General features: G+C 72.6%; 21 protein-coding genes and 1 riboswitch. Of the genes, 15 read left to right on the top strand and 6 right to left on the bottom strand.

Translation table 11 applies throughout. The features are described 5' to 3' along the window. Positions 1–25: 25 nt before the first annotated feature. Positions 26–133, top strand: a riboswitch (TPP riboswitch). From thiC to aroQ, 11 genes are all read left to right on the top strand, one after another. Then, positions 132–1862 carry a phosphomethylpyrimidine synthase ThiC gene (gene thiC, locus M1D46_RS02290; protein WP_456286480.1) on the top strand — a complete coding sequence of 577 codons (1731 nt, stop codon included), beginning with the start codon at positions 132–134 and terminating at the stop codon, positions 1860–1862. (Overlaps the previous riboswitch by 2 nt.) Continuing rightward, the gene (locus M1D46_RS02285) at positions 1849–3024 is read left to right on the top strand and encodes an FAD-dependent oxidoreductase (protein ID WP_456286479.1); all 1176 of its coding nucleotides are present in this window, start codon (positions 1849–1851) and stop codon (positions 3022–3024) included. Before thiC ends, M1D46_RS02285 begins: the two co-directional genes overlap by 14 nt. After that, on the top strand, positions 3021–3260 hold the full coding sequence (gene thiS / locus M1D46_RS02280) for a sulfur carrier protein ThiS (RefSeq protein WP_271172505.1): 240 nt from the start codon (positions 3021–3023) through the stop codon (positions 3258–3260). The genes M1D46_RS02285 and thiS overlap by 4 nt, the downstream gene beginning before the upstream one ends. Position 3261: 1 nt before the next feature. Then, the gene (locus M1D46_RS02275; protein WP_271172504.1) at positions 3262–4026 is read left to right on the top strand and encodes a thiazole synthase; all 765 of its coding nucleotides are present in this window, start codon (positions 3262–3264) and stop codon (positions 4024–4026) included. Beyond that, positions 4023–5189, top strand: coding sequence for a ThiF family adenylyltransferase (locus tag M1D46_RS02270; protein ID WP_456286478.1), 1167 nt, complete (start codon positions 4023–4025; stop codon positions 5187–5189). Before M1D46_RS02275 ends, M1D46_RS02270 begins: the two co-directional genes overlap by 4 nt. 78 nt (positions 5190–5267) lie before the next feature. Further along, entirely contained in the window at positions 5268–6530 is a 1263-nt protein-coding gene (locus M1D46_RS02265; RefSeq protein ID WP_456286477.1) for a histidine kinase, read from the top strand. Next, a complete protein-coding gene (locus M1D46_RS02260) occupies positions 6518–7195 on the top strand; it encodes a response regulator transcription factor (protein WP_421074856.1) in 678 nt (225 codons plus the stop codon). The genes M1D46_RS02265 and M1D46_RS02260 overlap by 13 nt, the downstream gene beginning before the upstream one ends. Then, positions 7192–8103, top strand: a complete 912-nt coding sequence (locus M1D46_RS02255) for a hypothetical protein (protein ID WP_324013339.1) — start codon at positions 7192–7194, stop codon at positions 8101–8103. The genes M1D46_RS02260 and M1D46_RS02255 overlap by 4 nt, the downstream gene beginning before the upstream one ends. 638 nt (positions 8104–8741) lie before the next feature. Continuing rightward, positions 8742–10223, top strand: a complete 1482-nt coding sequence (locus M1D46_RS02250) for a threonine/serine ThrE exporter family protein (protein WP_456286476.1) — start codon at positions 8742–8744, stop codon at positions 10221–10223. A 9-nt stretch (positions 10224–10232) separates the two neighbouring features. After that, positions 10233–10652, top strand: a complete 420-nt coding sequence (locus M1D46_RS02245) for an NUDIX hydrolase (protein WP_456286475.1) — start codon at positions 10233–10235, stop codon at positions 10650–10652. 14 nt (positions 10653–10666) lie between these two features. Then, the gene (gene aroQ, locus M1D46_RS02240; protein ID WP_324013343.1) at positions 10667–11113 is read left to right on the top strand and encodes a type II 3-dehydroquinate dehydratase; all 447 of its coding nucleotides are present in this window, start codon (positions 10667–10669) and stop codon (positions 11111–11113) included. A 7-nt stretch (positions 11114–11120) separates the two neighbouring features. Here the strand turns inward: aroQ and M1D46_RS02235 are convergent, their stop codons facing one another. Both M1D46_RS02235 and M1D46_RS02230 read right to left on the bottom strand, forming a co-directional pair. Further along, positions 11121–11612 carry a hypothetical protein gene (locus tag M1D46_RS02235; protein WP_421074858.1) on the bottom strand — a complete coding sequence of 164 codons (492 nt, stop codon included), beginning with the start codon at positions 11610–11612 and terminating at the stop codon, positions 11121–11123. Further along, complete coding sequence (locus tag M1D46_RS02230; protein WP_456286474.1) at positions 11609–12202, bottom strand: RNA polymerase sigma factor; 594 nt, start codon at positions 12200–12202, stop codon at positions 11609–11611. Before M1D46_RS02230 ends, M1D46_RS02235 begins: the two co-directional genes overlap by 4 nt. A gap of 152 nt (positions 12203–12354) precedes the next feature. Here M1D46_RS02230 and M1D46_RS02225 point away from each other — a divergent pair, with 152 nt between their 5' ends. Next, positions 12355–12894, top strand: coding sequence for a hypothetical protein (locus M1D46_RS02225; RefSeq protein WP_456286473.1), 540 nt, complete (start codon positions 12355–12357; stop codon positions 12892–12894). Positions 12895–12897: 3 nt separating this feature from the next. On the opposite strand, the gene M1D46_RS02220 is transcribed toward M1D46_RS02225, so the two are convergent. Together M1D46_RS02220 and M1D46_RS02215 are read right to left on the bottom strand one after the other, a co-directional pair. Next, positions 12898–13398 (bottom strand): aminoacyl-tRNA deacylase, encoded by a 501-nt coding sequence (locus M1D46_RS02220; protein ID WP_456286472.1) that lies wholly within the window; start codon positions 13396–13398, stop codon positions 12898–12900. Positions 13399–13491: 93 nt separating this feature from the next. After that, positions 13492–14022, bottom strand: coding sequence for a DNA helicase (locus M1D46_RS02215; RefSeq protein WP_336619499.1), 531 nt, complete (start codon positions 14020–14022; stop codon positions 13492–13494). A 97-nt stretch (positions 14023–14119) separates the two neighbouring features. On the opposite strand from M1D46_RS02215, the gene M1D46_RS02210 reads away from it, so the two are divergent. From M1D46_RS02210 to M1D46_RS02200, 3 genes are all read left to right on the top strand, one after another. After that, entirely contained in the window at positions 14120–14677 is a 558-nt protein-coding gene (locus M1D46_RS02210) for a peptidylprolyl isomerase (protein WP_324013353.1), read from the top strand. Between the two features lie 12 nt (positions 14678–14689). Continuing rightward, positions 14690–15592, top strand: a complete 903-nt coding sequence (locus M1D46_RS02205; protein ID WP_456286471.1) for a rhomboid family intramembrane serine protease — start codon at positions 14690–14692, stop codon at positions 15590–15592. A gap of 473 nt (positions 15593–16065) precedes the next feature. After that, positions 16066–16668, top strand: a complete 603-nt coding sequence (locus tag M1D46_RS02200) for a hypothetical protein (protein ID WP_421074861.1) — start codon at positions 16066–16068, stop codon at positions 16666–16668. Here M1D46_RS02200 and M1D46_RS02195 read toward each other — a convergent pair. Both M1D46_RS02195 and M1D46_RS02190 read right to left on the bottom strand, forming a co-directional pair. After that, entirely contained in the window at positions 16617–17849 is a 1233-nt protein-coding gene (locus tag M1D46_RS02195; protein WP_456286470.1) for an MFS transporter, read from the bottom strand. The genes M1D46_RS02200 and M1D46_RS02195 overlap by 52 nt on opposite strands. After that, positions 17846–20494 (bottom strand): LuxR C-terminal-related transcriptional regulator, encoded by a 2649-nt coding sequence (locus tag M1D46_RS02190; protein ID WP_456286469.1) that lies wholly within the window; start codon positions 20492–20494, stop codon positions 17846–17848. Before M1D46_RS02190 ends, M1D46_RS02195 begins: the two co-directional genes overlap by 4 nt. Positions 20495–20577: the final 83 nt, after the last annotated feature.

Genomic DNA, 20577 nt, shown 5'->3' with positions numbered 1-20577 from the left:
CGACCGCGGCTCCCTGCTACTCTGATCCGGTCCACACGGGAGTCCCAGCAGGGGCTGAGAACGAGCTGACGCTGCTCGCGACCGTCGAACCTGTTCGGGTCATGCCGGCGTAGGAAGTAGGAGCAGCTCTTTTGCGCACCCTGGAAGCGACGCATTCGCTCGCATATCTGCACGACGACGAGCACGGGATCCGGGTGCCGGTCACCCGCATCGCGCTCACGGACTCGCCGAACGGCGAGCGGAACGAGCCGTTCACGGCCTATCGGACGTCGGGTCCGGGCAGCGACCCGGTGAGGGGGCTGCCGCCGCTGAGGGCCGACTGGATCGCCGCACGCGGCGACGTCGAGGAGTACGACGGGCGCCCGCGCGACCTCCACGACGACGGCCGTGCGGCCGCGCGGCGCGGCGCCGCCTCCGCGGAGTGGCGGGGAGAGTCCGCCCGCCCGCGCCGCGCACGTCCCGGCCGGCGCGTGACGCAGATGCACTACGCGCGGCAGGGCGTCATCACGCCCGAGATGCGGTTCGTCGCGCTGCGCGAGGGGTGCGACGTCGAGCTCGTCCGCTCGGAGCTCGCGGCGGGGCGCGCGATCATCCCGAGCAACATCAACCATCCCGAGAGCGAGCCCATGATCATCGGGCGGGCGTTCCTCGTCAAGATCAACGCGAACATCGGGAACTCGGCCGTCACGAGCTCGATCGCCGAGGAGGTCGAGAAGCTCCAGTGGGCGACGACGTGGGGCGCCGACACGGTCATGGACCTCTCCACGGGCGACGACATCCACACAACGCGCGAGTGGATCATCCGGAACGCGCCCGTGCCGATCGGGACGGTCCCGATCTACCAGGCGCTCGAGAAGGTCGACGGGCAGGCGCATCGCCTCACCTGGGAGATCTTCCGCGACACCGTGATCGAGCAGTGCGAGCAGGGCGTCGACTACATGACGATCCACGCGGGCGTGCTGCTGCGCTACGTGCCGCTCACGGCAGAGCGGGTGACGGGCATCGTCTCGCGCGGCGGCTCGATCATGGCGGGCTGGTGCCTCGCCCACCATCGCGAGAACTTCCTCTACACGCACTTCGACGAGCTGTGCGAGATCTTCGCGCAGTACGACGTCGCGTTCTCGCTCGGCGACGGCCTGCGTCCCGGCTCGACGGCCGACGCCAACGACGTGGCGCAGTTCGCCGAGCTCGACACGCTCGCCGAGCTCACGCACCGGGCGTGGGAGCACGACGTGCAGGTCATGGTGGAGGGGCCCGGGCACGTGCCGCTGCACCTGGTCCGGGAGAACGTCGAGCGCCAGCAGGAGCTCTGCTCGGGGGCGCCCTTCTACACGCTCGGCCCCCTCGTCACCGACGTCGCCCCGGGGTACGACCACATCACCTCGGCGATCGGCGCGACCGAGATCGCACGGTGGGGCACCGCGATGCTCTGCTACGTCACGCCCAAGGAGCACCTGGGGCTGCCCAACCGCGACGACGTGAAGACGGGCGTCATCACGTACAAGATCGCGGCGCACGCGGCCGACCTCGCGAAGGGTCATCCGGGGGCGCGGGATCGGGATGACGCGCTGTCGAAGGCGCGCTTCGAGTTCCGCTGGCGCGATCAGTTCGCCCTCTCGCTCGACCCCGACACGGCCGAGGCCTTCCACGACGAGACGCTCCCGGCCGAGCCGGCCAAGACGGCGCACTTCTGCTCGATGTGCGGCCCGAAGTTCTGCTCGATGCGGATCTCCCAGGACATCCGCGACCGCTTCGGCGGCGCCGAGGAGCAGGAGGCGATCGCGGCCATGCGCCGGAAGTCCGAGGAGTTCGTCGCCGCCGGCGCGTCCGTCTACCTCGACGAGCCCCGTGTCCGGAGCTGACAGCAGGGTCGACGTCGCCGTCATTGGCGCAGGGGTCGTCGGCACGGCGATCGCCGTCGCGTGTGCGCGCGCGGGGCGCTCGGTGCGACTCATCGACCCCCGCCCGGGAGACGGCGCAACGTATGCCGCGGCCGGAATGCTGAGCCCCGCGGGCGAGCTCCAGCACACCGAGCGCGCTGCCGTGGCGCTCCACCGCGCCGCGGCGGCCGCATACCCCGACTTCGTCGCATCGCTGCCCGGCGGCGCCGCGGCGTGCGGGTACGAGGCCGCCCCGACGCTTCTCGTCGGGGTCGACGACGCCGACCGCCGACGGATCGTCGAGCTCGTGGACGCGGCGCCCGCGGTGCAGGCGGAGCGACGGAGCGTCCGAGAAGCGCGGGCCGCCGAGCCTCTGCTCGCGCCGGGACTCTCGTGCGCGTACGCGGCGGACGGCGACCATCGCGTCGATCCGCGCGCCCTCGTCCGCGCGCTTCGGGGCGCGCTCGCGCCATCCGCTCTCCGTCCGCTCGCGGCGAGGCGCCTGCTGCGCGGGCGGGGCGGTGCTGTGCACGGTGTCGAGCTCTCCGACGGGACAGCGATCGCCGCGGCCGAGGTGGTCGTCGCGAACGCGCTCGGCGCGGCGGACCTGGGCGCGACGCCCCCCGGCGTGCTGCGCGCGGTCCACGGAGACATCCTCCGCCTCCACGCGGCGGGCCTCCCGCGCCTCGCGCACACGGTCCGCGCCCTCGTCCGCGGCCGTGCCGTCTACCTCGTGCCGCGCGTCGACGGCGGGCTCGTCGTGGGCGCGACCGAGCGCGAGGACGCCGACGACGCGGTCTCCGCGGGGGGCGTGTCGGCGCTGCTCCGCGATGCGGCCGAGGTGATGCCGCTCGTCGACGAGTACCTCTTCGTCGAGGCGACCGCCCGCGCCCGTCCGACGACCCCCGATCATCTGCCCCTCGTCGGGCGGACCGCCCCGGGCCTCGTCGTCGCGACGGGAACGCATCGCAACGGCGTGCTGCTCGCCCCGCTCATCGCAGACCTCTGCCGCCGCATCGTCGACGACGTCGCCCCGCCGCGCGGCGTCGAGGCCGACCTGCTCGACCCTGGGCGGTTCGCCCCCACCCGCCTCCAACCCGGGCGCGACGTCGCGCCCCGTGACCGTGAAGGAGTCCTCGCATGATCGAGATCGATGTCAACGGAAGTGCTCTGCGGCTGCCCGAGGGGGCGGCGGTGTCGACGGTCGTCTCGGCGCTCACGGGCCGCGCGGTGACGCCCGAGGGCACGGCCGAGGACGGCGCGCCCCTCGGCGTCGCGGTCGCGGTCGACGCGGTCCTCGTGCCGCGCGCCCGCTGGGGGTCGCATCGGCTCGGCCCGGGCGCGCGGGTCGAGGTGCTCACCGCGGCGCAGGGCGGCTGACGTGGAGCCGCTCGTCATCGACGGCGTCGCCCTGTCGTCGCGGCTCATCGTCGGCACGGGCGGTGCGCCGAGCCTCGAGGTGCTCGACGAGGCTCTGCGGGCGTCGGGTACCGAGCTCACGACGGTCGCCGTGCGGCGATACGGAAGCGGAGCGGGCGGCCTCTACGCCCTGCTGCGCGAGCGCGGCATCCGCCTCCTCCCCAACACCGCGGGCTGCCGCACGGCGCACGACGCGGTGCTCACGGCCGAGCTCGCGCGCGAGGCGTTCGGCACGAGCTGGATCAAGCTCGAGGTCGTCGCCGACGACACGACGCTCCTGCCCGACCCGGTCGAGCTGCTCGACGCCGCGGAGCGGCTCGTCGCGGAGGGCTTCACGGTCTTCGCGTACACGAACGACGACCCCGTCACGGCGCTGCGGCTCGAGCAGCTCGGGGTCGCGGCTGTCATGCCCCTCGGCGCGCCGATCGGAACGGGCCTCGGCATCCTCAACCCCCACAACATCGAGCTCATCGTGTCGCGCGCATCGGTTCCCGTCGTGCTCGACGCGGGCCTCGGCACGGCGTCGGAGGCGGCGCTCGCGATGGAGCTCGGCTGCGACGCGGTGCTCCTGGCGACCGCGGTGACCCGCGCGCACGACCCCGTGCGGATGGCCGCCGCGTTCCGCCATGCGGTCGAGGCGGGCCATCTCGCCGCGCATGCGGGGCGCATCCCCCGACGGCGGCATGCCCGCGCATCGTCGGAGACCGAGGGGATGGCGGTCCTGTGACGGCGCTCGTGGCACCCGGTCCGGCGCTCTCCGACGAGGAGCGGGAGAGGTACGGCCGGCAGTTCATCCTGCCCGGCATGGGCGATGCCGCGCAGCGCCGGCTGCGTGCGGCGCGCGTGCTCGTCGTGGGCGCAGGCGGCCTCGGCTCGCCCGTGCTGCTGGCGCTGGCCGCGGCGGGGGTGGGCGTGCTCGGCGTGGTCGACGACGACGCCGTCGAGCTCGGCAACCTGCAGCGCCAGGTGATCCACCGGGTCGCGGACATCGGACGACCGAAGACGGCATCCGCACGCGACGCCATCGCGGCGCGGAACCCCGGGATCGAGGTGCGCGCGCACGCGCTGCGCCTGGATGCGCGGAGCGCGGCCGGCGTTCTCGCGGACTACGACCTCGTCGTCGACGGCTCGGACAACTTCGCCACGCGGTACCTCGTCGACGACACGGCGGCGGCGCTCGGCCTTCCGCTCGTCTGGGGGTCGGTCCTCCGGTGGGAGGGCCAGGTCGGGGTCGTCTGGGCCGAGCGCGGCACGCGCTACCGCGACCTCTACCCGGATGCGCCGGGAGCGGCGCTCGACTGCGCGACGGCGGGCGTGTTCGGCCCGCTGTGCGCGCTCGTCGGCGCCCAGATGGCGGCCGAGGCGATCAAGCTCATCACGGGAGCAGGACGCCCCCTCCTCGGCCGCGTCGTCGTCGTGGACGCACTCGGCGCCGGATGGCGCGAGGTGGCGTTCGCGGCGGATGGCCAGGCCCCAGCGGATGGCCCGGCGGAGGCCACGGGGGACGGCGCGACGGGGGCCACGGCGGATGGCGCGGTGCCAATCGTCTCGGCCGCCGAGCTCCGCGCTGCCCTGGCCGGCGGCGCCGCGCCTCTCGTCGTGGACGTGCGCGCGCCATCCGAGCCCGGGGCCATCCCGCAAGCCGTCCGCTGGACGCTCGACGAGATCGAGGCGGGGGAGGAGCCGCCCGAAGCCGTGCGGCGTGCGCTCGTCGAGCGGCGCGAGGTCGTCGTGCACTGCGCCCTCGGGGTGCGGTCGCGCCGCGCGGCCGAGGTGCTCCGCGGGCGCCCGGAGTGGCAGGCTCATCCGCTCCGCTCGCTCGCGGGCGGGATCTCGGCGTGGCACGCGCTCGAGCAGGCCACGGCGCCGACGTGCGCCGCGGCGCCGTGACGCGATTCGGGAAAACCCGAAAGAACGTCTCCGGCTGACTCTGGGGCGCCCGCGCGAGGGCCGCCCTAGCTTGGAGGCATGACCACACAGCTCGCCTCCGCTTCGACCGCGAGGACGTCGCGCCCGCTCCGGGTGGCCGGGGCGATCGCCCATCTCGCGGCGCTCGGCTTCCTGGGCGCCTTCGCGTTCACCGCTCTCTTCGGGCTGCTCGGCTTCGGCCTCGGCACCCTCCCGCTCCTCGGCTTCGGGCTCCTGCTGCTCGTCGCCTTCGTCTACGTCCTCTTCGCCGTCGCCTGGCTCGAGACCGCGCGTGTCGACGGGCTGTACGGCTTCGGCCTGCCCGCGCTCGCATGGCGCCCCCGCGTCGGCCCCGGCTTCGGCGGCTGGCTCCGCACGCTCCTGCGTCAGGCGGTCGACCCGCGCATGTGGCGGGCGATCGCCAACCTCGCGATCGCGACGGTCTTCGGCGTGATCGTCATGGGGCTCTTCCGCCTGCTCATCTGGTCCATCGCGATCTGCTTCGCTCCTCTCTCGGGCGCGGAGACCGTGCGCGGCGCGTTCGGCCTCGAGTTCGCCGCCGCGTGGGCGCCGCTCGCCGGCATCCTGGGCGTCATCGTGACCGCTGCCGGGATCGTGGGGCTCGCGCTCCTGCACGGCGTGCTGAGCCGCGCGATCGTCGTGCCGTCGCAGGAGGAGCAGCTGGCCGCGCAGGCCCGCACCTCCGACGCGCAGCGAGCGGGGGCCGTGCGCGCCTCCGAGGTGGAGCGGACGCGCATCGAGCGCGATCTCCACGACGGCGTGCAGCCCCGTCTCGTCTCCGTCGGGATGACCCTCGGCCTCGCCCAGCAGAAGATCGACAGCGACCCCGATGCCGCCCGCTCGCTGATCGAGGAGGCGCACACCTCGACGAAGGCGGCCATCACCGAGCTCCGCCAGCTCGCGCGCGGCATCCACGCGTCCGTGCTCGACGACCGCGGCCTCGATGCGGCCCTGTCCGCGCTCGCCGGGCGCTCGCACATCCCCGTGCACCTCGATGTGCGGATGGACGGCCGCTGCAGCCGGGAGGCCGAGGCGGCGGTGTACTTCGCGATCGCGGAGTCGCTCACGAACGCCGCGAAGCACTCGCGTGCCGCGGAGTGCCGGGTGATCGTGCGCCGCCGCGACGACGGCGTGCTCTGGGCCCGCGTCGAGGACAACGGCATCGGCGGGGCGCGCGTGCTCCCCGGCGGCGGCCTCGACGGCATCTCGAACCGCATCCTGTCGGCGGGCGGCACCGTCCGCCTCGACAGCCCGAACGGCGGACCGACCGCCCTGGAGGTGAGCGTGCCATGCGCATCCTGATCTGCGAGGACTCGGTCCTCCTGCGCGAGGGCCTCGTGCGCCTCCTCGAGGACGCCGGCCACGAGATCGTCGCGGCCCTTCCCGACGCGAGCGATCTGCTGGCGACCGTGGAGGCATCCGCCCCGGATCTCTGCATCCTCGACGTGCGCCTCCCCCCGACCTTCACCGACGAGGGGATCCGCGCGGCGATCGAGGTGCGGGCGGCTCATCGCGAGCTCCCCGTCCTCGTCCTCTCGCAGTACGTCGAGGAGCGCTACGCGAGCGAGCTGATCACGGCGCAGGGCGGCGCGATCGGCTACCTCCTCAAGGACAGGGTCGCCGACGTCGCGGAGTTCGTCGAGTCGGTCGACCGCATCGCGCAGGGCGCGACCGTGCTCGACCCCGAGGTCGTCGCGCAGCTGCTCAGCCGGCGCACCCGCGACGAGCGGATGACGCGGCTCACGGAGCGCGAGCGCATGACGCTCGCTCTCATCGCGGAGGGCAAGTCGAACCAGGCGATCGCCGGCGTGCTCTTCGTCTCGGAGGCGAGCGTCGAGAAGTACGTCACCTCCATCTTCCAGAAGCTCGGCCTCGAGCCGGACGAGTCGGGCAACCGCCGCGTTCTCGCAGCTCTCGCCCACATCGAGAACACGGGCGGAACGCCCCAGACAGGAGCGACACGATGAGCACCCCCACCACCCCGCCGGCCTTCGATGCGTCGGCGTACGATCCCGCGGCCGTGCCCCCGCGCCCGGCCCCTCCCACCCCTCCCGCATCGGGCGGCAAGGTCGTCGCGCTCGTCGTCGCGGTGATCGGCGGCGTGGCGCTGCTGGGCACCGCCATCGGCTCGGGCGTCGCCGCGGCGCGCGGCGCGTTCTCGGTCGACGAGACCCTCACGGCGGCGGCCGCCGGCGTGACCTCCCTCGACATCGACGCCTCTGGGGCCTCCTTCGCGATCGCCTACGGCGACGTCGACGAGGCCGTGCTCGAGGTGACGAACGCGGATGACGGATGGCGCGTCTCGCGCGACGGCGGCGAGCTGTCGGTCGACCGCCGCGACGGGTTCTTCCGCGGCTGGTGGTTCGGCGGCGACTGGTTCGGCGGCGACTGGTTCGACGACGAGCAGACCGTCGTGCTGACGCTGCCGGAGCGCCTGAAGGGCGCGGGCCTCGATGTCGACCTCTCGCTCTCGGGCGGCAGCCTCACGGCCGAGGGCGACTTCGGCGAGGTCGACGCCGAGGTCGGGGCGGGGTACCTGAGCCTCGACGGCTCGGCCGCGTCGCTCGAGGTCGATCTGAGCGCGGGCCAGGCCGACCTCGCGCTCGCCGACGTCGCGGAGGCCGGCTTCACGGTCGCTGCGGGCCGTCTCGACGCCGAGCTCACGGGCGACGCGCCCGCCGAGGTGACCGTCGATGTGAGCGCGGGCTCGCTCGACCTCGTGCTCCCCGACGAGACCTACGCCGTGCGCTCCGACGTCTCGGCAGGCGACTTCGACAACCGCCTCGACGTCGAGAGCTCGTCGCCGCGCGAGATCTCGGTGCAGGTCGCGGCAGGGGATGCGACCCTCCGACCGGGTGGCGCCTCCGCGCGCTGACGGGCTGCCGCACCGCGAGCCGGCCCCGGGTTCCGTCCGGGGCCGGCCCACTGCGCGTTCGGTCGCTGCGGGATGCCCCGGGCCCGGTCGTTGAGCGAGCGGAGCGAGTCGAAACGCGGGGGGTTCGGAGGCTGGGTTGCGGCATTTCGTCTCGGTCGCTGCGCTCCCTCGCTCAATGTCCGGAGGGAGGCTCCGGATCGTCTCGGTCGCTGCGCTCCCTCGCTCAATGTCCGGATGGAGATTCCGGATCGTCTCGGTCGCTGCGCTCCCTCGCTCAATGTCCGGAGGGGGAGTCCGGATCGTCTCGGTCGCTGCGGGATGCCCCGGGCCCGGTCGTTGAGCGAGCGGAGCGAGTCGAAACGCGGGGGGTTCGGAGGCTGGGTTGCGGCATTTCGTCTCGGTCGCTGCGCTCCCTCGCTCAATGTCCGGAGGGAGGCTCCGGATCGTCTCGGTCGCTGCGCTCCCTCGCTCAATGTCCGGAGGGGGAGTCCGGATCGTCTCGGTCGCTGAGGAAGGCCTCCGGTCCGGTCGTTGAGCGAGCGGAGCGAGTCGAAACGGGGTGAGGTTCCGATGACGTGCGGAGCGGACATCCCGGATCGTTCGGCGAACGGTGAACCTCGTGGCACAGGATGGAGGGCATGGCTCAGGATCGTCGTCGGCGCGTGATGGAGAGCGTCCGCAGGGCGCTGTGGAGCGACGCGTCGAAGGCCGCCCCCACCGAGCTGCTCACGGTCGTCGACGACGCGATGGCCGTGCGGATCATCGACCTCGCGATGCGGGTGGCCGAGGTCATGCTGTCGGTCGGCGCGTCGGCGAAGGAGGTCGTGCTCGCGGCCCTGCGCATCACCCGCGCCTACGGGCTCAAGAGCGTGCACGTCGACGTGACCTACAACTCCGTGACCGTGTCGGATCACCGCGGAGGCGACGACCTGCCGATCACCCTCATGCAGGTCGTGCGGTCGGCCGTTCCCGATCACGCGAAGCTCCAGCGCCTCCAGGCGCTCGTGACGGAGATCGAGGAGGGCCTCGAGCTCGGCGAGGCGCGGGCGCGGTTCCGCCAGATCCGCCGCACGCCGTTCCTCTACCAGCCCGGCGTCGTGATCACGGTGCAGGCGCTCCTCGCGGTCGGCGTCGGCGTGATGTTCGGCGCCTCGTGGATCGCGCTGGCCGTGACCTTCCTCGCCGCACTGGGCGTCGCCGGATCCCAGGCGGGGCTCGCGAAGCTGCGCGTGCCCATGTTCTTCAGCCAGGTGGTCGGCGCGTTCACGCTCGTCGCCGTCACGGTCGTCGCCGCGCTCCTGTCGCGCCTCGGCGTCGAGCCGTTCACCGATGTCCGCTCGACGATCGTCGTCTCCTCGGGCATCGTGCTCATGCTCGCTGGTCTCGCCGTCGTCGGCGCCGCGCAGGATGCGATCGACGGATTCGCGCTCACGGCGGGAGGGCGCATCCTCGAGCTCACCCTGCAGACCCTCGGCGTCGTGCTCGGCATCGTGGTCGGGCTGCAGCTCGCGAGCGCGCTCGGCGTCGGCCTGCAGCTGCCGAGCGAGGCGCTGCCGTTCGGGCCGTTCGCGGGCCAGATCGTCGGTGCGGTGATCGTGGCGATCACCGTCGCGGTCATGAACGGCGCCGGCCTCCGCATCGTCGTCGTGAGCGTCCTGCTCGCGACGATCGCCTGGACCGGCTACGCGCTGCCCTCGGCGGCCGGACTCGACGCCGCCGGAGCGAGCTTCGCGGGGGCCTTCGCCGCGAGCCTCGTCGGCGCGCTCATCGCCCAGCGCCTGCACGTGCCATCCGTCGCCGTGACGACGGCAGCGATCGTCCCCCTCGTCCCGGGCTCCGCCGTGTTCCGGGGCCTTCTCGGGATGGTCGAGGCCGGCGACGACACCGCGCGGCTCATCGTCGCGACGCAGGCGCTCGTGACCGCCGGCATGATCGGCATCGCGCTCGCCGCAGGCGCGACCCTCGGCCTGTTCATCGGCTCCCCGCTGCGTGCGACCCTGGACGGCGTGCGGATGAGGGTGCGGACCACCGCGCGGCCCCGCGCCGCCGCCGGCACCGGGAAGCTCGTGCCGGTCCCGCCGCGCGGCGAGGCCGACGGCGCCGCGATCCGGGATCAGTAGGCTGACGTCATGGACCTGAGAGTCGCCGCCTACGCCGTCATCGTCGACGACGCCGAGCGCGTGCTGCTCTCGCGCTGGATCGAGGGGTCGAAGCCCGCCTGGACGATGCCGGGCGGCGGGATGGACCCCGGCGAGCACCCCGCCCAGACCTGCCGCCGCGAGGTGCGCGAGGAGACGGGCTACGAGGTCGAGCTCGGAGACGTCATCGGGGTCGACTCGGTCGTCATCCCTGCCCGCAAGCGGCTCGCGGGCACCGGCGACATGCAGGCGCTGCGGATCGTCTACCGGGCGACGATCACGGGCGGGTCCCTCGCCTACGAGCTCGACGGGTCGACCGACATGGCCGAATGGATCCCGCTCAGCCGCGTGGGGTCGATCGAGCGGGTCTCGTTCGTCGACACCGCCCTGCGGATGGCCGGACTCCTGTGACGAAGGGAACGCACGTGAACGGTCGGATCCTGCTCGTGAACGGGCCGAATCTCAACCTCCTCGGCACGCGCGAGCCCGAGATCTACGGCTCGGACACGCTCGACGACGTCGTGGCGCTCGTCGAGCGGACGGCCGCCGATCTCGGGTTCGAGGTGCGGGCCATCCAGAGCAACCACGAGGGCGCGCTCGTCGACGCGATCCACGAGGCGCGCACCGACTGCGACGCGGTGGTGATCAACCCCGGGGCGCTCACCCACACGTCGGTCGCGCTGCGCGACGCCCTCACCGGCGTGCACCTGCCCTTCGCGGAGGTGCACATCTCGAACGTGCACGCGCGCGAGCCGTTCCGCCACCACTCGTACCTGTCGGACGTCGCCAGCTGCGTGATCGTCGGAGCGGGCGTGCAGGGCTACGCCTTCGCCGTGCAGCGCCTCGCGGCTCTGCTCGCTCCCGCGCGCTGACCGCGGCCTACTCGAACGGGGCCGCGAGACCGAGACCCTCGCAGAAGTCCTCCGTGGATGCGTACTGCTCGTTGGGCAGCACGGCGAGCCGGCGATCCTGCATCATGCACACGGTCGGGTTCACGACCCGCACCATCTCGACGTCGCCGTCGGTCGGCACCGCGTTGTAGCCCGCCATGCAGAACTCGAGGGCCTGCGCGACCCGATCCTCGAGAGCGAGCGTGCGGTCGCGATCGCGGTCGTCGTCGACGAACGACGTCGTGCCGTGCGGCGCCGACAGGTCGGCCGTCGTGTAGCAGTCGAAGCTCACGTTGAGGTCGTCGGGCTTCGCCATCTCGACGAGGATGGCGCCCGCGGTGGTGACGGCGACGACGAGCGCGGTCGTGGCCGCGGTGAACGTCAGCCTCGAGCGGCGGCGTGCGCGGTTCCGGGCGATCTCGGCGAAGATCTTGCGGCGCATCGACGCGACCTGGTCGTCGGTCGGGGGGTGCAGTCTCATGATCCCTGCTCACGGAAGGTGCCGCGGAGGGAGCTGCGCAGCTCGGCCCTGGCGCGCGACAGGCGGTTCCGCACCGTCCCGTCGGTGACGCCGAGCGCGTGCGCGGCCTGCCGGTAGGTCATCCCCCGGTCGAGGCAGAGGTGGACCAGCTCCTGGTCCCGCGGCGAGAGTCGGCCGATCGCCTCGGCGATCGTCAGGGAGAGCTCGGCCTGCAGGGCGCGGCTCTCGGGCGACGCCGTCGGATCGGCGACGTCGTGCTCTCCGGCGTCGAGGTGCGCGTGATCCTTCGCGCGCTTCCGCAGATGCGCGTACGACAGGTTGCGGCACGTGACCATGAGCCAGGGGAGGGCGGATCCGTCGGCGGTGCGGATCCTCGCGGCCTTCTTGAACGCGACCACGAAGACCTCCTGCGTCACGTCCTCGACGTCGCGCGGTGAGATGCCGAGGCTCAGCGCGAAGCGGAAGACCGTGCGCACGTGGCGCTCGTAGATCGTGGCGAACGCCGTGTGGTCTCCGCGTGCGACCGCGTCGAGCAGCGCCTCGTCGGCCTGCGACGGCACGGCTGCCACGTCGTGTTCCACTGCGTTCACACCCTGTAATGCTCCGGTGTCCCGAATCGTCTCACACTTCGTCCGCGACGTGTCCCCCATTCGGAGGACACAACGCCTTGACACCGTCCGCACGGCGTGCGAGATTCCGGGGACGGGGTTCGTCGATCGGGGCTCCGGATAGAGGAGTCGGCATGGGCGCCATGAGGAAGCGAATCGGAGCGGTGCTCGCCTGCATCGCGGCTGTCGGGGCGAGTGCGATCGCGGCGGCGCCCGCGACGGCATCGGTCGAGCAGGATTGCGGCGTCTTCGTCGACACGGGCGAGACCATCTGCGTGCCGCGCGGGGAGGACCTCCACGCCGCCGTCCTCGAGCAGACCGGCCAGGTCGTCGTCGACGCGGCCGCGCCATCCGCCCGCTCGTCGAGTGCCGACGGGCTCGAGGCGGGCGTCGCGGCGACGTACCTGCTCGCGCGCCTGTACGACGGCACATCATACACCGGCTCGTACTGGGACCTCTACGGATCGAGCTCGTGCGTGTCGGGGCAGTGGATGGGCAACGCCAACATCTCCTTCCAGGACCGCGCCTCGTCGATGCGCGGCTACTCGAACTGCAAGGTGAAGGTCTACGAGCACACGAACTACGGCGGGGCGTCGTACGGGTACTACTCGTACTCGAGCTCGATCAGCAGCACGATGAACAACAAGGCGTCCTCGGTCCGCGTCTCGGGATAGCGGTCAGCGGATGGCCTCGATCGGGTCCGTGATATCGGCGACGGTCGCGCCGTAGGCGGCGATCAGGGCGTCCGCGTCGACGAACAGCGTGTAGCCGTGGGCTCCCGCGCCCATCGAGACGCGCTTGCCGACCATCCGCTCGTCCGCGTAGACGGGCCAGTCCCGCGTGGATCCGAGCGGGACGATCGTGCCGCGCTCGTAGCCCGTCGCCTCGAGAGCGAGGGGCGGCTCGGGCAGGCGCAGCCTGTTCACGCCGACCACGGCGCGCAGCTTCGACCACGAGATCGAGCGATCGCCGGGCACGAGCGCGAAGTAGAACCGGTCGCCCTTGCCCTTCACGACGAGGGTCTTGACGATGTCGGAGGGCGCGATGCCGCGGAGCGCGGCGGCCTCCTCGAGGGACGCGGCACGCGGAGACGCCTGCACGTCGATGTCGAGTCCGCGCTGCGCGGCGGCCGCGCGGACGCGCTCGAGCCCGTCCTGCGTCGTCGTGCTGTCGGCCATCCGCTCTCCTCCTCAGCGTGGCGCTCCGCGAGGAGCACCCGCGAGCGCAGCGGAACGGCGCGGCGGGTCGCCCCGCCGCGCCGGATCCTCAGGTCAGGCGTCGGGCGCCGCGAGCGGGTCGTCGGCCACCCAGAGCTCGTCGTCGGCGCGCAGCGTCTGCCACGCGGCGTAGAGCACGCCCGCGGCCGCGGCGATGCCGAGGATGAGGGCGATGACCGGGCCCGCGCTCGACTTCTTCTTGGGAGCGACGACGGGGAGCCCGGCGCGCGAGCGGGCGAGCTTGTCGCGCGTCTCGGCGGCGACGTCCCAGGCCGAGAGGGCCTTGCCCACGACCGCGCCGGCGACCGGGACGACCGATCCGTCGATGAACTTCTTCGAGGCCTTGACGCCCTGGTCCACGAACGGGCGAGCCCGGTTCACGTAGGGCTCGAGGATCTCGTGGTACTTCTCCTCGACCGCGGGTGCGACCTGCTTGCGCCCGAACGTCTCGAGCTGGCGACCCGCCTGCCGTGCGACGTCGGCGGCGCCGGCGGCGACGACCTGCTGCGCCTCCCAGACGTGCGCCGCGGACTGCTGGAGCTTCTTGAGCTCCTTCTTCTGCTTCCTGCTGAGGCTGAGGCTCACGTGTGCCCTCCCGCGTCGATGGGGTCTGCTTTCGACCATCCTGCCAGATGGCATCCCCGATCAGCTCCGGCCTTGCGGACTCTGAGAGAATGTGCCCATGACTCAGCACACCGCCGTCGCGACCATCCACACGAACCACGGCGACATCGTGGTCAACCTCTTCGGGGACCACGCACCCCGCACCGTCCAGAACTTCATCGGGCTGGCGGACGGCTCGCAGGAGTGGACCGACCCGCGCACGGGCGCAGCCGGCGAGGGCCCCCTCTACAAGGACGTCATCTTCCACCGCATCATCCCGAACTTCATGATCCAGGGCGGCGACCCGCTCGGCCAGGGCGTCGGCGGCCCCGGCTACACGTTCGACGACGAGATCCACCCCGAGCTCGACTTCAACGCGCCCTACAAGCTCGCCATGGCCAACGCGGGCAAGCGCCCGAACGCCATCACGGGCAAGCTGAGCGGCACGAACGGGTCGCAGTTCTTCATCACGACCGACCCCACCCCGTGGCTGCAGGGCAAGCACACGATCTTCGGCGAGGTCGCCGACGACGCGTCGCGCGCCGTGGTCGACGCGATCGCCCAGGTTCCGACCGGCGCGGCCGACCGCCCGCGCGAGGACGTCGTCATCTCGTCGATCGACGTCGTCGCCGTCTGACACGGCGCTCGCGTGACCACCGCCGACCGACCCCGGAATCCCGACGACTACTGCTATCGGCACCCCGATCGCCAGAGCTTCGTCCTGTGCCAGCGCTGCCTGCGCACGATCTGCGCGGACTGCCAGACCCAGGGGCCGGTCGGCGTCGTGTGCCCGGAGTGCATGAAGGAGCAGCGCAAGAGCCGCACACCCGCCCAGCGCCGCGCTGAGCGGCGCTGGCGCGGAGGCGGCGCGGTCGCCATCGCCGGCGGCCGTCCGCGCGTCATGGCGTGGATCGCGGGCATCACGGCCGTCGCCTACCTCCTCCAGATGGTCGACGGATACGGCTTCGGCGGCGCCATCGGCGTCCAGCAGTGGCTCGCGTTCTACGCTCCGACGCTGTACCCCGAGCTGACCGGCACCACGCAGCCCTGGCGGCTCGTGACGGTCGCGCTCGTCCACGGCGGCTTCTGGCACGTGGGCCTCAACCTGCTGTCGCTGTGGATGATCGGCCGCATCCTCGAGCCGATCATCGGCAGCGGGCGCTTCCTCGCGCTGTACATCCTGTCGACCATCGGCGGCTCGGTCGCCGTGGCCCTGCTGGCCTTCTCGACGCCCGTCGTGGGCGCCTCGGGGGCCGTGTTCGGCCTCCTCGGCACGCTGCTCGTCATCGGGCGCCGGCTGGGCGGCGACATCCGCGGCATCCTCGTCGTGCTCGGCATCAACCTCGTGATCGGGTTCATCCCGGGGTTCAACGTCTCGTGGCAGGCGCACGTCGGCGGCCTCATCACGGGCCTCGTCGTCGGACTGGTCCTCGCTCGGACGAGCGGCCGCAACCGCCGCGGTCTGCAGATCGCGCTGCTGTCGCTCGTGGGCGTCGCGCTCCTCGTGCTCCTCGCCGTGCCGCCCGTGCTGGGATACCCGTCGCTCACCTGACACGCAGGGCAGACGCCAAGGGGCCGGATCCGTCTGGGATCCGGCCCCTTCGCGTGCCCCCGGCGCCTGCCGCGTGGGGCCGCTTGTGGGCGCGGATGGCGGCCACTGGCGGCAGGTGCGCGGCTCGCGACCCACGCAGGCAGGCTGCGCGCACGTCCGGATCGGGCGAGTTCTCCACAGGCTGTCCACAGCTGTGGGAAGGTTCTCCACGGTTAACCCCCCGTTCTCCACCCCCTCTCCACGGGGTTCTCCACCTTGTTCCCCCACTTCTCCACGGGGTTATCCACAGATCTATCCCCACCTGGGGATGAATTACACCTCTGTTATTCACAGGTGTGAGGCGAGCTGGGGATGAATCACACCGTTGTCATTCGGATGGCCCGGGCCGGGAGATCGCTGGGGAGAGGGAGCCCGGCCTCGGCTCGGATGGCCCCCTGGCGTAAGCTCGCAAGCGGATCGTGAAAGGACCCGCGATGAGCGAATCGCCCGAGCACCCGTCGGCTCCGCCGGTGACCCGTCGCGCACGCGGCGGACAGCACGCGGCCAAGCGATCGCGTCGCGGCGGCGCCTGGAACACGGTCCTCACCGTCTTCGGCGTCCTGCTCCTCGTGGGCGGGATCGGCCTCGGCGCCGGCACGCTCCTCGCCCCGCAGTCGGTCGAGCAGGCGTATGGCGCGATCAAGGTCGGCGTCGCCGAGAAGGTCCAGCAGGTGCAGGAGGAGGTCTTCGAGGAGCTCCCGACCGTGAAGCTCGGCGTCTCGGGCGGCCAGACCGAGCTCGACTGGTGCGACGGAACCTTCACCGAGATGCTCTCGTACGAGCGCGACGGTGTGCCGCCCGTGTGGGCCGCGCACAACAACTGCGGCGGCGACGTGCTCCTGCCGTGGGAGATGGGCCAGCGCATCCGAGTCGAGGGGGATGACCAGGTCTACGAGATCGTGGACATCCGGTACACCTCGAAGATCTGGTCGTCGACCGCCGACCTCGTGGGCCTCAAGGGCGCGTTCGCGCTGCAGTCGTGCTTCTACGGCGAGGACCGGATGAAGTTCATCGGCCTCGAGCCGGTCGACGCGTAGCCGAGGAGCGGCAGCGTCGCGAGGCACGCGAGCACGGGCACCGCGAGCAGCACGTACATGACGGCGTAGCCGTCGGGGAGCCCGGGCAGAAGTCCCGGGGCGATCAGAGTGCTCGCGAGCACGGGCGCGACGATCGGCGCCAGCGTGTTGGCGACGTTGAAGACGCCGAGTCCGAGTGCGGACTCCGTCGGCGGCAGCGCCGCCTGGGCGATCGACCGGGTCGACGTGAAGCCCGCGCCGATCGCGCAGCCGGCGAGGGCTGTGGCGATGTGGAAGTGCAGCACCTCGGTGGCGAGGCCGCGCCCGACCATCGCGAGCGCGAGCACGATGAGCGCGGGGGCGAGGAGACGACGCGGGTCGACGCGCGCAAGCGGCGTCGCCGCGATGAGAACGGAGGTCGCGACGACGCCGAGCGCGCCGATGAGCGTCGCGAGCGACACGAGGCGGACGGCCAGGGCGTCCTCGAGGCCCCACCGGTCGAGGAACAGGTAGAGGCTGAAGGTGAGGCCCGCGGCGAGCTCGAGTGCGAGCACGAACCGCACGGCGAGCACCGCGACGAACCGCCGCGTCAGCAGCGCGGCGACCGCACCCAGCCTCCACGGCTCGGCCGACGCGCGCCCCGGAAGGCGACGGAGTCGCAGGGCGACGAACAGGATGGCCGCGGCCGCGATGCACGGGACGATGAGCGTCATCGCGACGATGCTCGTGGGAAGGAGCGCCGCGGCGGCGAGGCCGGGGAGCGTCCCGATCAGGGAGGCCGCGGAGAAGACGCCCGCGGCGCGGGTGCGGTCCTGCGGGGCGAGCCCCTCCGAGAGGAGCCCGTTGATCGCGCCGAAGCACGCGTTGTAGCTCGCCTGCGCGAGCATCCATGCGATGACGAGCCATGGCACGTCCGGCGCGAACGCGACCGCGGCGCATGCCGCCACTCCGGCGATCGCCCCCGCGACAAGCCACGTGCGTCGTCCACCGGGCACGCGGCTGCGGTCGGCGGCCCATCCGAAGAGCGGATTCGCGAGCATCGCCGCGGTCGAGCCGGCCGCGGCGACACCGGCGAGTGCCCCCGGCGCGGCGTCGGCACCGACCATGTCCCGGATCATGATCGAGAGCCCGACGACCGCGGGCGCCGTGAGCGATCCGAGCACCGCGCACTGCGCGAGTGCGAGGAGGAGCACGCGTCTCACGACACGGCCTCCTCTCCGTCGCTGTCGTCCTCCGGGGACAGGAGGTCGAGCGCGATCGCGCGTGCGAGAGCCTCCTCGCGTGAGCTGACGCCGAGCTTCGCGTAGAGCGAGCGCAGCTGCGCCTTGACGGTGTTCACCGAGACGAAGAGGCGCTCGGCGATCTCGGCCCTGCTGCCCGTCTCGGCGAGCGCATGCAGGACCACGGTCTCGCGGCGGCTGAGGACCGGCGCCGCCTCCGCGCCCCAGACCGAGTCGTCGATCTGGGCGGGGAACGCGGCGAAGGCGTCGCGGAGCACCTCGGCCGTCCCGAACTCCGCGGCGCCCTCGAGGGCCGCGAGGATGCGCTCGCGGTCGGAGGGGGAGACGAGCACGAGCGGCCAGCGGAGACCGTGCTCGGAGACGATGCCCGCGATGCGGGCCGCCGTGCGGTGGGTATCGCGCAGGCCGCCGGTCCGCAGCGCGAGCGTGGTGGCCGAGATCGCGGCGAACAGCTCGTCGACCGGGTCGCGGGCGTCGCGCTCCGCGCGCGCGATGAGCGGCGTCGCGCCGGCCGAGCCGGCGAGCGCCGACTCGGCCATCCCCTCCACGGCGCGCAGCAGCGGCGAGGAGCGCCGGTTGTTCCCCCGGCGGCGCACATCGGCGATGTGGCCGGTCACGAGGTCGAGCAGAGCCTCGGCGGTCGCGAGGCGGTCGAGGCTCGAGGGGAGGGTCGACCGCTTCGTGCGCGCCGCGCGAACGCGCTCGAATCGGTAGGCGGCCTCGCGTCGGCGCCCCAGCATGCTCTCCGCGAGCACGCGCGCGATGAGGATGAGCTCCCAGTGCTCGATCGTGTCGAAGTGCGGATCGAGGACGGTGAGCTCGTCGAGCGCGCCCTGCGGGTCCGGCTCCGAGAGCAGGACCCACGCGCGCGCGATGCGGGCGAGAGCGCCCATGTATCCGTCCCGCCAGGTGTGCGGCCAGTCGGCGTCGACGATCCGCTCGAGGGTGCGGCGGGCGGAGGTGACCCGCCCGGCCATCGCGTCGAGGAAGGCGAGACCCGACAGTGCGGCGTTGCGGCGATGTCGGAAGTCGTGGCGGTCCGAGAACTCGACGAGGGCAGAGAACGCGCGCCGGGCGGTGTCGGGCTCGTCGGCGTAGAACGCGCTGACCCCGCTCTGGTACAGGAGGGTGCTCGCGATGTCGGCGAGACGGTCCTCCGGGCTCGGCGCGGCTTCCATCTCCTCGAGCAGATCGATGCAGCGTCGTGCCGCATCGATCATCCGCCTCGGCTGACCCAGCATCCGCCACACCACGCTCTCGAGTCCGCGGTGCACCGCGCGCTCCCAGGGGCTGAGGCTTCGGCTCTGCAGCCGCGCCATGACGCCCGCCGACGCGAAGAACTCGGGCGCGCGGCTGTGGGTCGCCGGGTCGGCATTGAGGACGAGTCCGTACCAGAGCGCGAGCAGGGGATGGCGGTGGATCTGGACCGCGGGGATGCGGCGGAGGAGCTCGACGACCCGCGATCCCTCGTCGCGGTTCAGCGGGAGCGCCCGAAGGGCGACGTGGCCGGCGAACTCCAGGTCGCGGGCCTCGAGGGCGTGCTCGAGCGCCGCCATGTCGTCCTTGAGCTCGTGGAAGAGCCACTGCGCGATGCGGGCGTGGAGGTCGCGGAGCGCGTGCGGCTTGCGTGCCGCGAACTCCCCAGCGGCCTGCGCGCGCACGTGCGTGCCGTAGCGGAAGAGTCGGGCGCCCGTGTGCGACTCGATCCAGTGACCCGCACCCGCGCTCTCCAGGCGCGTGAGGAGCTCGGATGCGTCGTCGCGCCCCGTGAGCTCTCGCGCGAGATCCGCGTCGAGGACCGGGGAGAGCGCGGTGGCGCCCACGAAGTCGCGCAGCTTCGAGTCGCCGAGCCGGTCGATGAGCTCGCGATGCGCGTGTGCGAGGACATCGTCGCTCTCGCGCTCGCCCGAGCGCGCGACAGCGTCGAGGCTGTACCGGAGCGAGCCGACGTGCCGCGACGCGTCGTTGCCGGCGATGAGGTCGCGCGCTCCCGTGGACAGCCAGGGCGACGCGGTCTCGGACACGGCGCGGACCTCGTCGTCGGTCAGAGCGAGATCGGCCTCGGTGAGCACGCGCCGCCCGAGCGACGGCTCGGCATGCTCCAGCGCGGTCGGCTGGCTGGTGGCGACGATGCAGCGGAAGCTCGGCACATCGCGGAGGAGGCGGAGCAGATCGTGCGCGACCTCGTCCCACGCGTCGCCGTGGGCACCCGGGTGCACGCCGTCGACGATGAGCGTGACGGGTGCGGCGACGTCGTCGAGTGTCCGCCTCATCGCCGATTCCACGTCGCCGGGGGCGTCGGCGATCGCGGCGACCTCGCGGTAGAGCGTCGCATCGTCGACGAGTCCGCGGGCGTGCACCTGGGTCAGTGCGCGGAGCCAGAAGCTCGCACGCGACGTCGGCGCGGGGTCGCCGTCGATCCAGACGACCACAGCCTCGTGCGCGTGCTCGGCCCACTGCGTCAGCAGCGTCGTCTTGCCGGTGCCTCCCGCGGCGCGCACGATGCAGAGGCGCTCGGGTCCGTCGAGAGCGGCCAGGAGCCGCGGTCGCACGATCGACCCGGACGGCGGCTGAGGCGCCGTCGGGAACGAAGCGCGTGATGTCACGTTCCAGGCCTCCCTCCTCGACCCGCGGTCGCGCGCGTGCGCCGCGGGGTCTTCTCGGGTGAACGGCGGGTCGGGCGACGCGG

The sequence above is a fragment of the Microbacterium sp. JZ70 genome (assembly GCF_053903225.1).
The sequence above is the reverse complement of the archived record's forward strand: the minus strand, read 5'-3'. Positions and strand labels throughout refer to the sequence as shown.

Bases quoted from the DNA above. Each gene is read 5' to 3' on its own strand.
- M1D46_RS02245 (WP_456286475.1), top strand. From the start codon at position 10,233: ATGGACCTGAGAGTCGCCGCCTACGCCGTCATCGTCGACGACGCCGAG.
- M1D46_RS02220 (WP_456286472.1), bottom strand. From the start codon at position 13,398: ATGGCCGACAGCACGACGACGCAGGACGGGCTCGAGCGCGTCCGCGCG.
- thiS (WP_271172505.1), top strand. From the start codon at position 3,021: ATGATCGAGATCGATGTCAACGGAAGTGCTCTGCGGCTGCCCGAGGGG.
- M1D46_RS02255 (WP_324013339.1), top strand. From the start codon at position 7,192: ATGAGCACCCCCACCACCCCGCCGGCCTTCGATGCGTCGGCGTACGAT.
- M1D46_RS02200 (WP_421074861.1), top strand. From the start codon at position 16,066: ATGAGCGAATCGCCCGAGCACCCGTCGGCTCCGCCGGTGACCCGTCGC.
- M1D46_RS02210 (WP_324013353.1), top strand. From the start codon at position 14,120: ATGACTCAGCACACCGCCGTCGCGACCATCCACACGAACCACGGCGAC.
- M1D46_RS02265 (WP_456286477.1), top strand. From the start codon at position 5,268: ATGACCACACAGCTCGCCTCCGCTTCGACCGCGAGGACGTCGCGCCCG.
- M1D46_RS02235 (WP_421074858.1), bottom strand. From the start codon at position 11,612: ATGAGACTGCACCCCCCGACCGACGACCAGGTCGCGTCGATGCGCCGC.
- M1D46_RS02250 (WP_456286476.1), top strand. From the start codon at position 8,742: ATGGCTCAGGATCGTCGTCGGCGCGTGATGGAGAGCGTCCGCAGGGCG.
- M1D46_RS02260 (WP_421074856.1), top strand. From the start codon at position 6,518: ATGCGCATCCTGATCTGCGAGGACTCGGTCCTCCTGCGCGAGGGCCTC.
- M1D46_RS02225 (WP_456286473.1), top strand. From the start codon at position 12,355: ATGGGCGCCATGAGGAAGCGAATCGGAGCGGTGCTCGCCTGCATCGCG.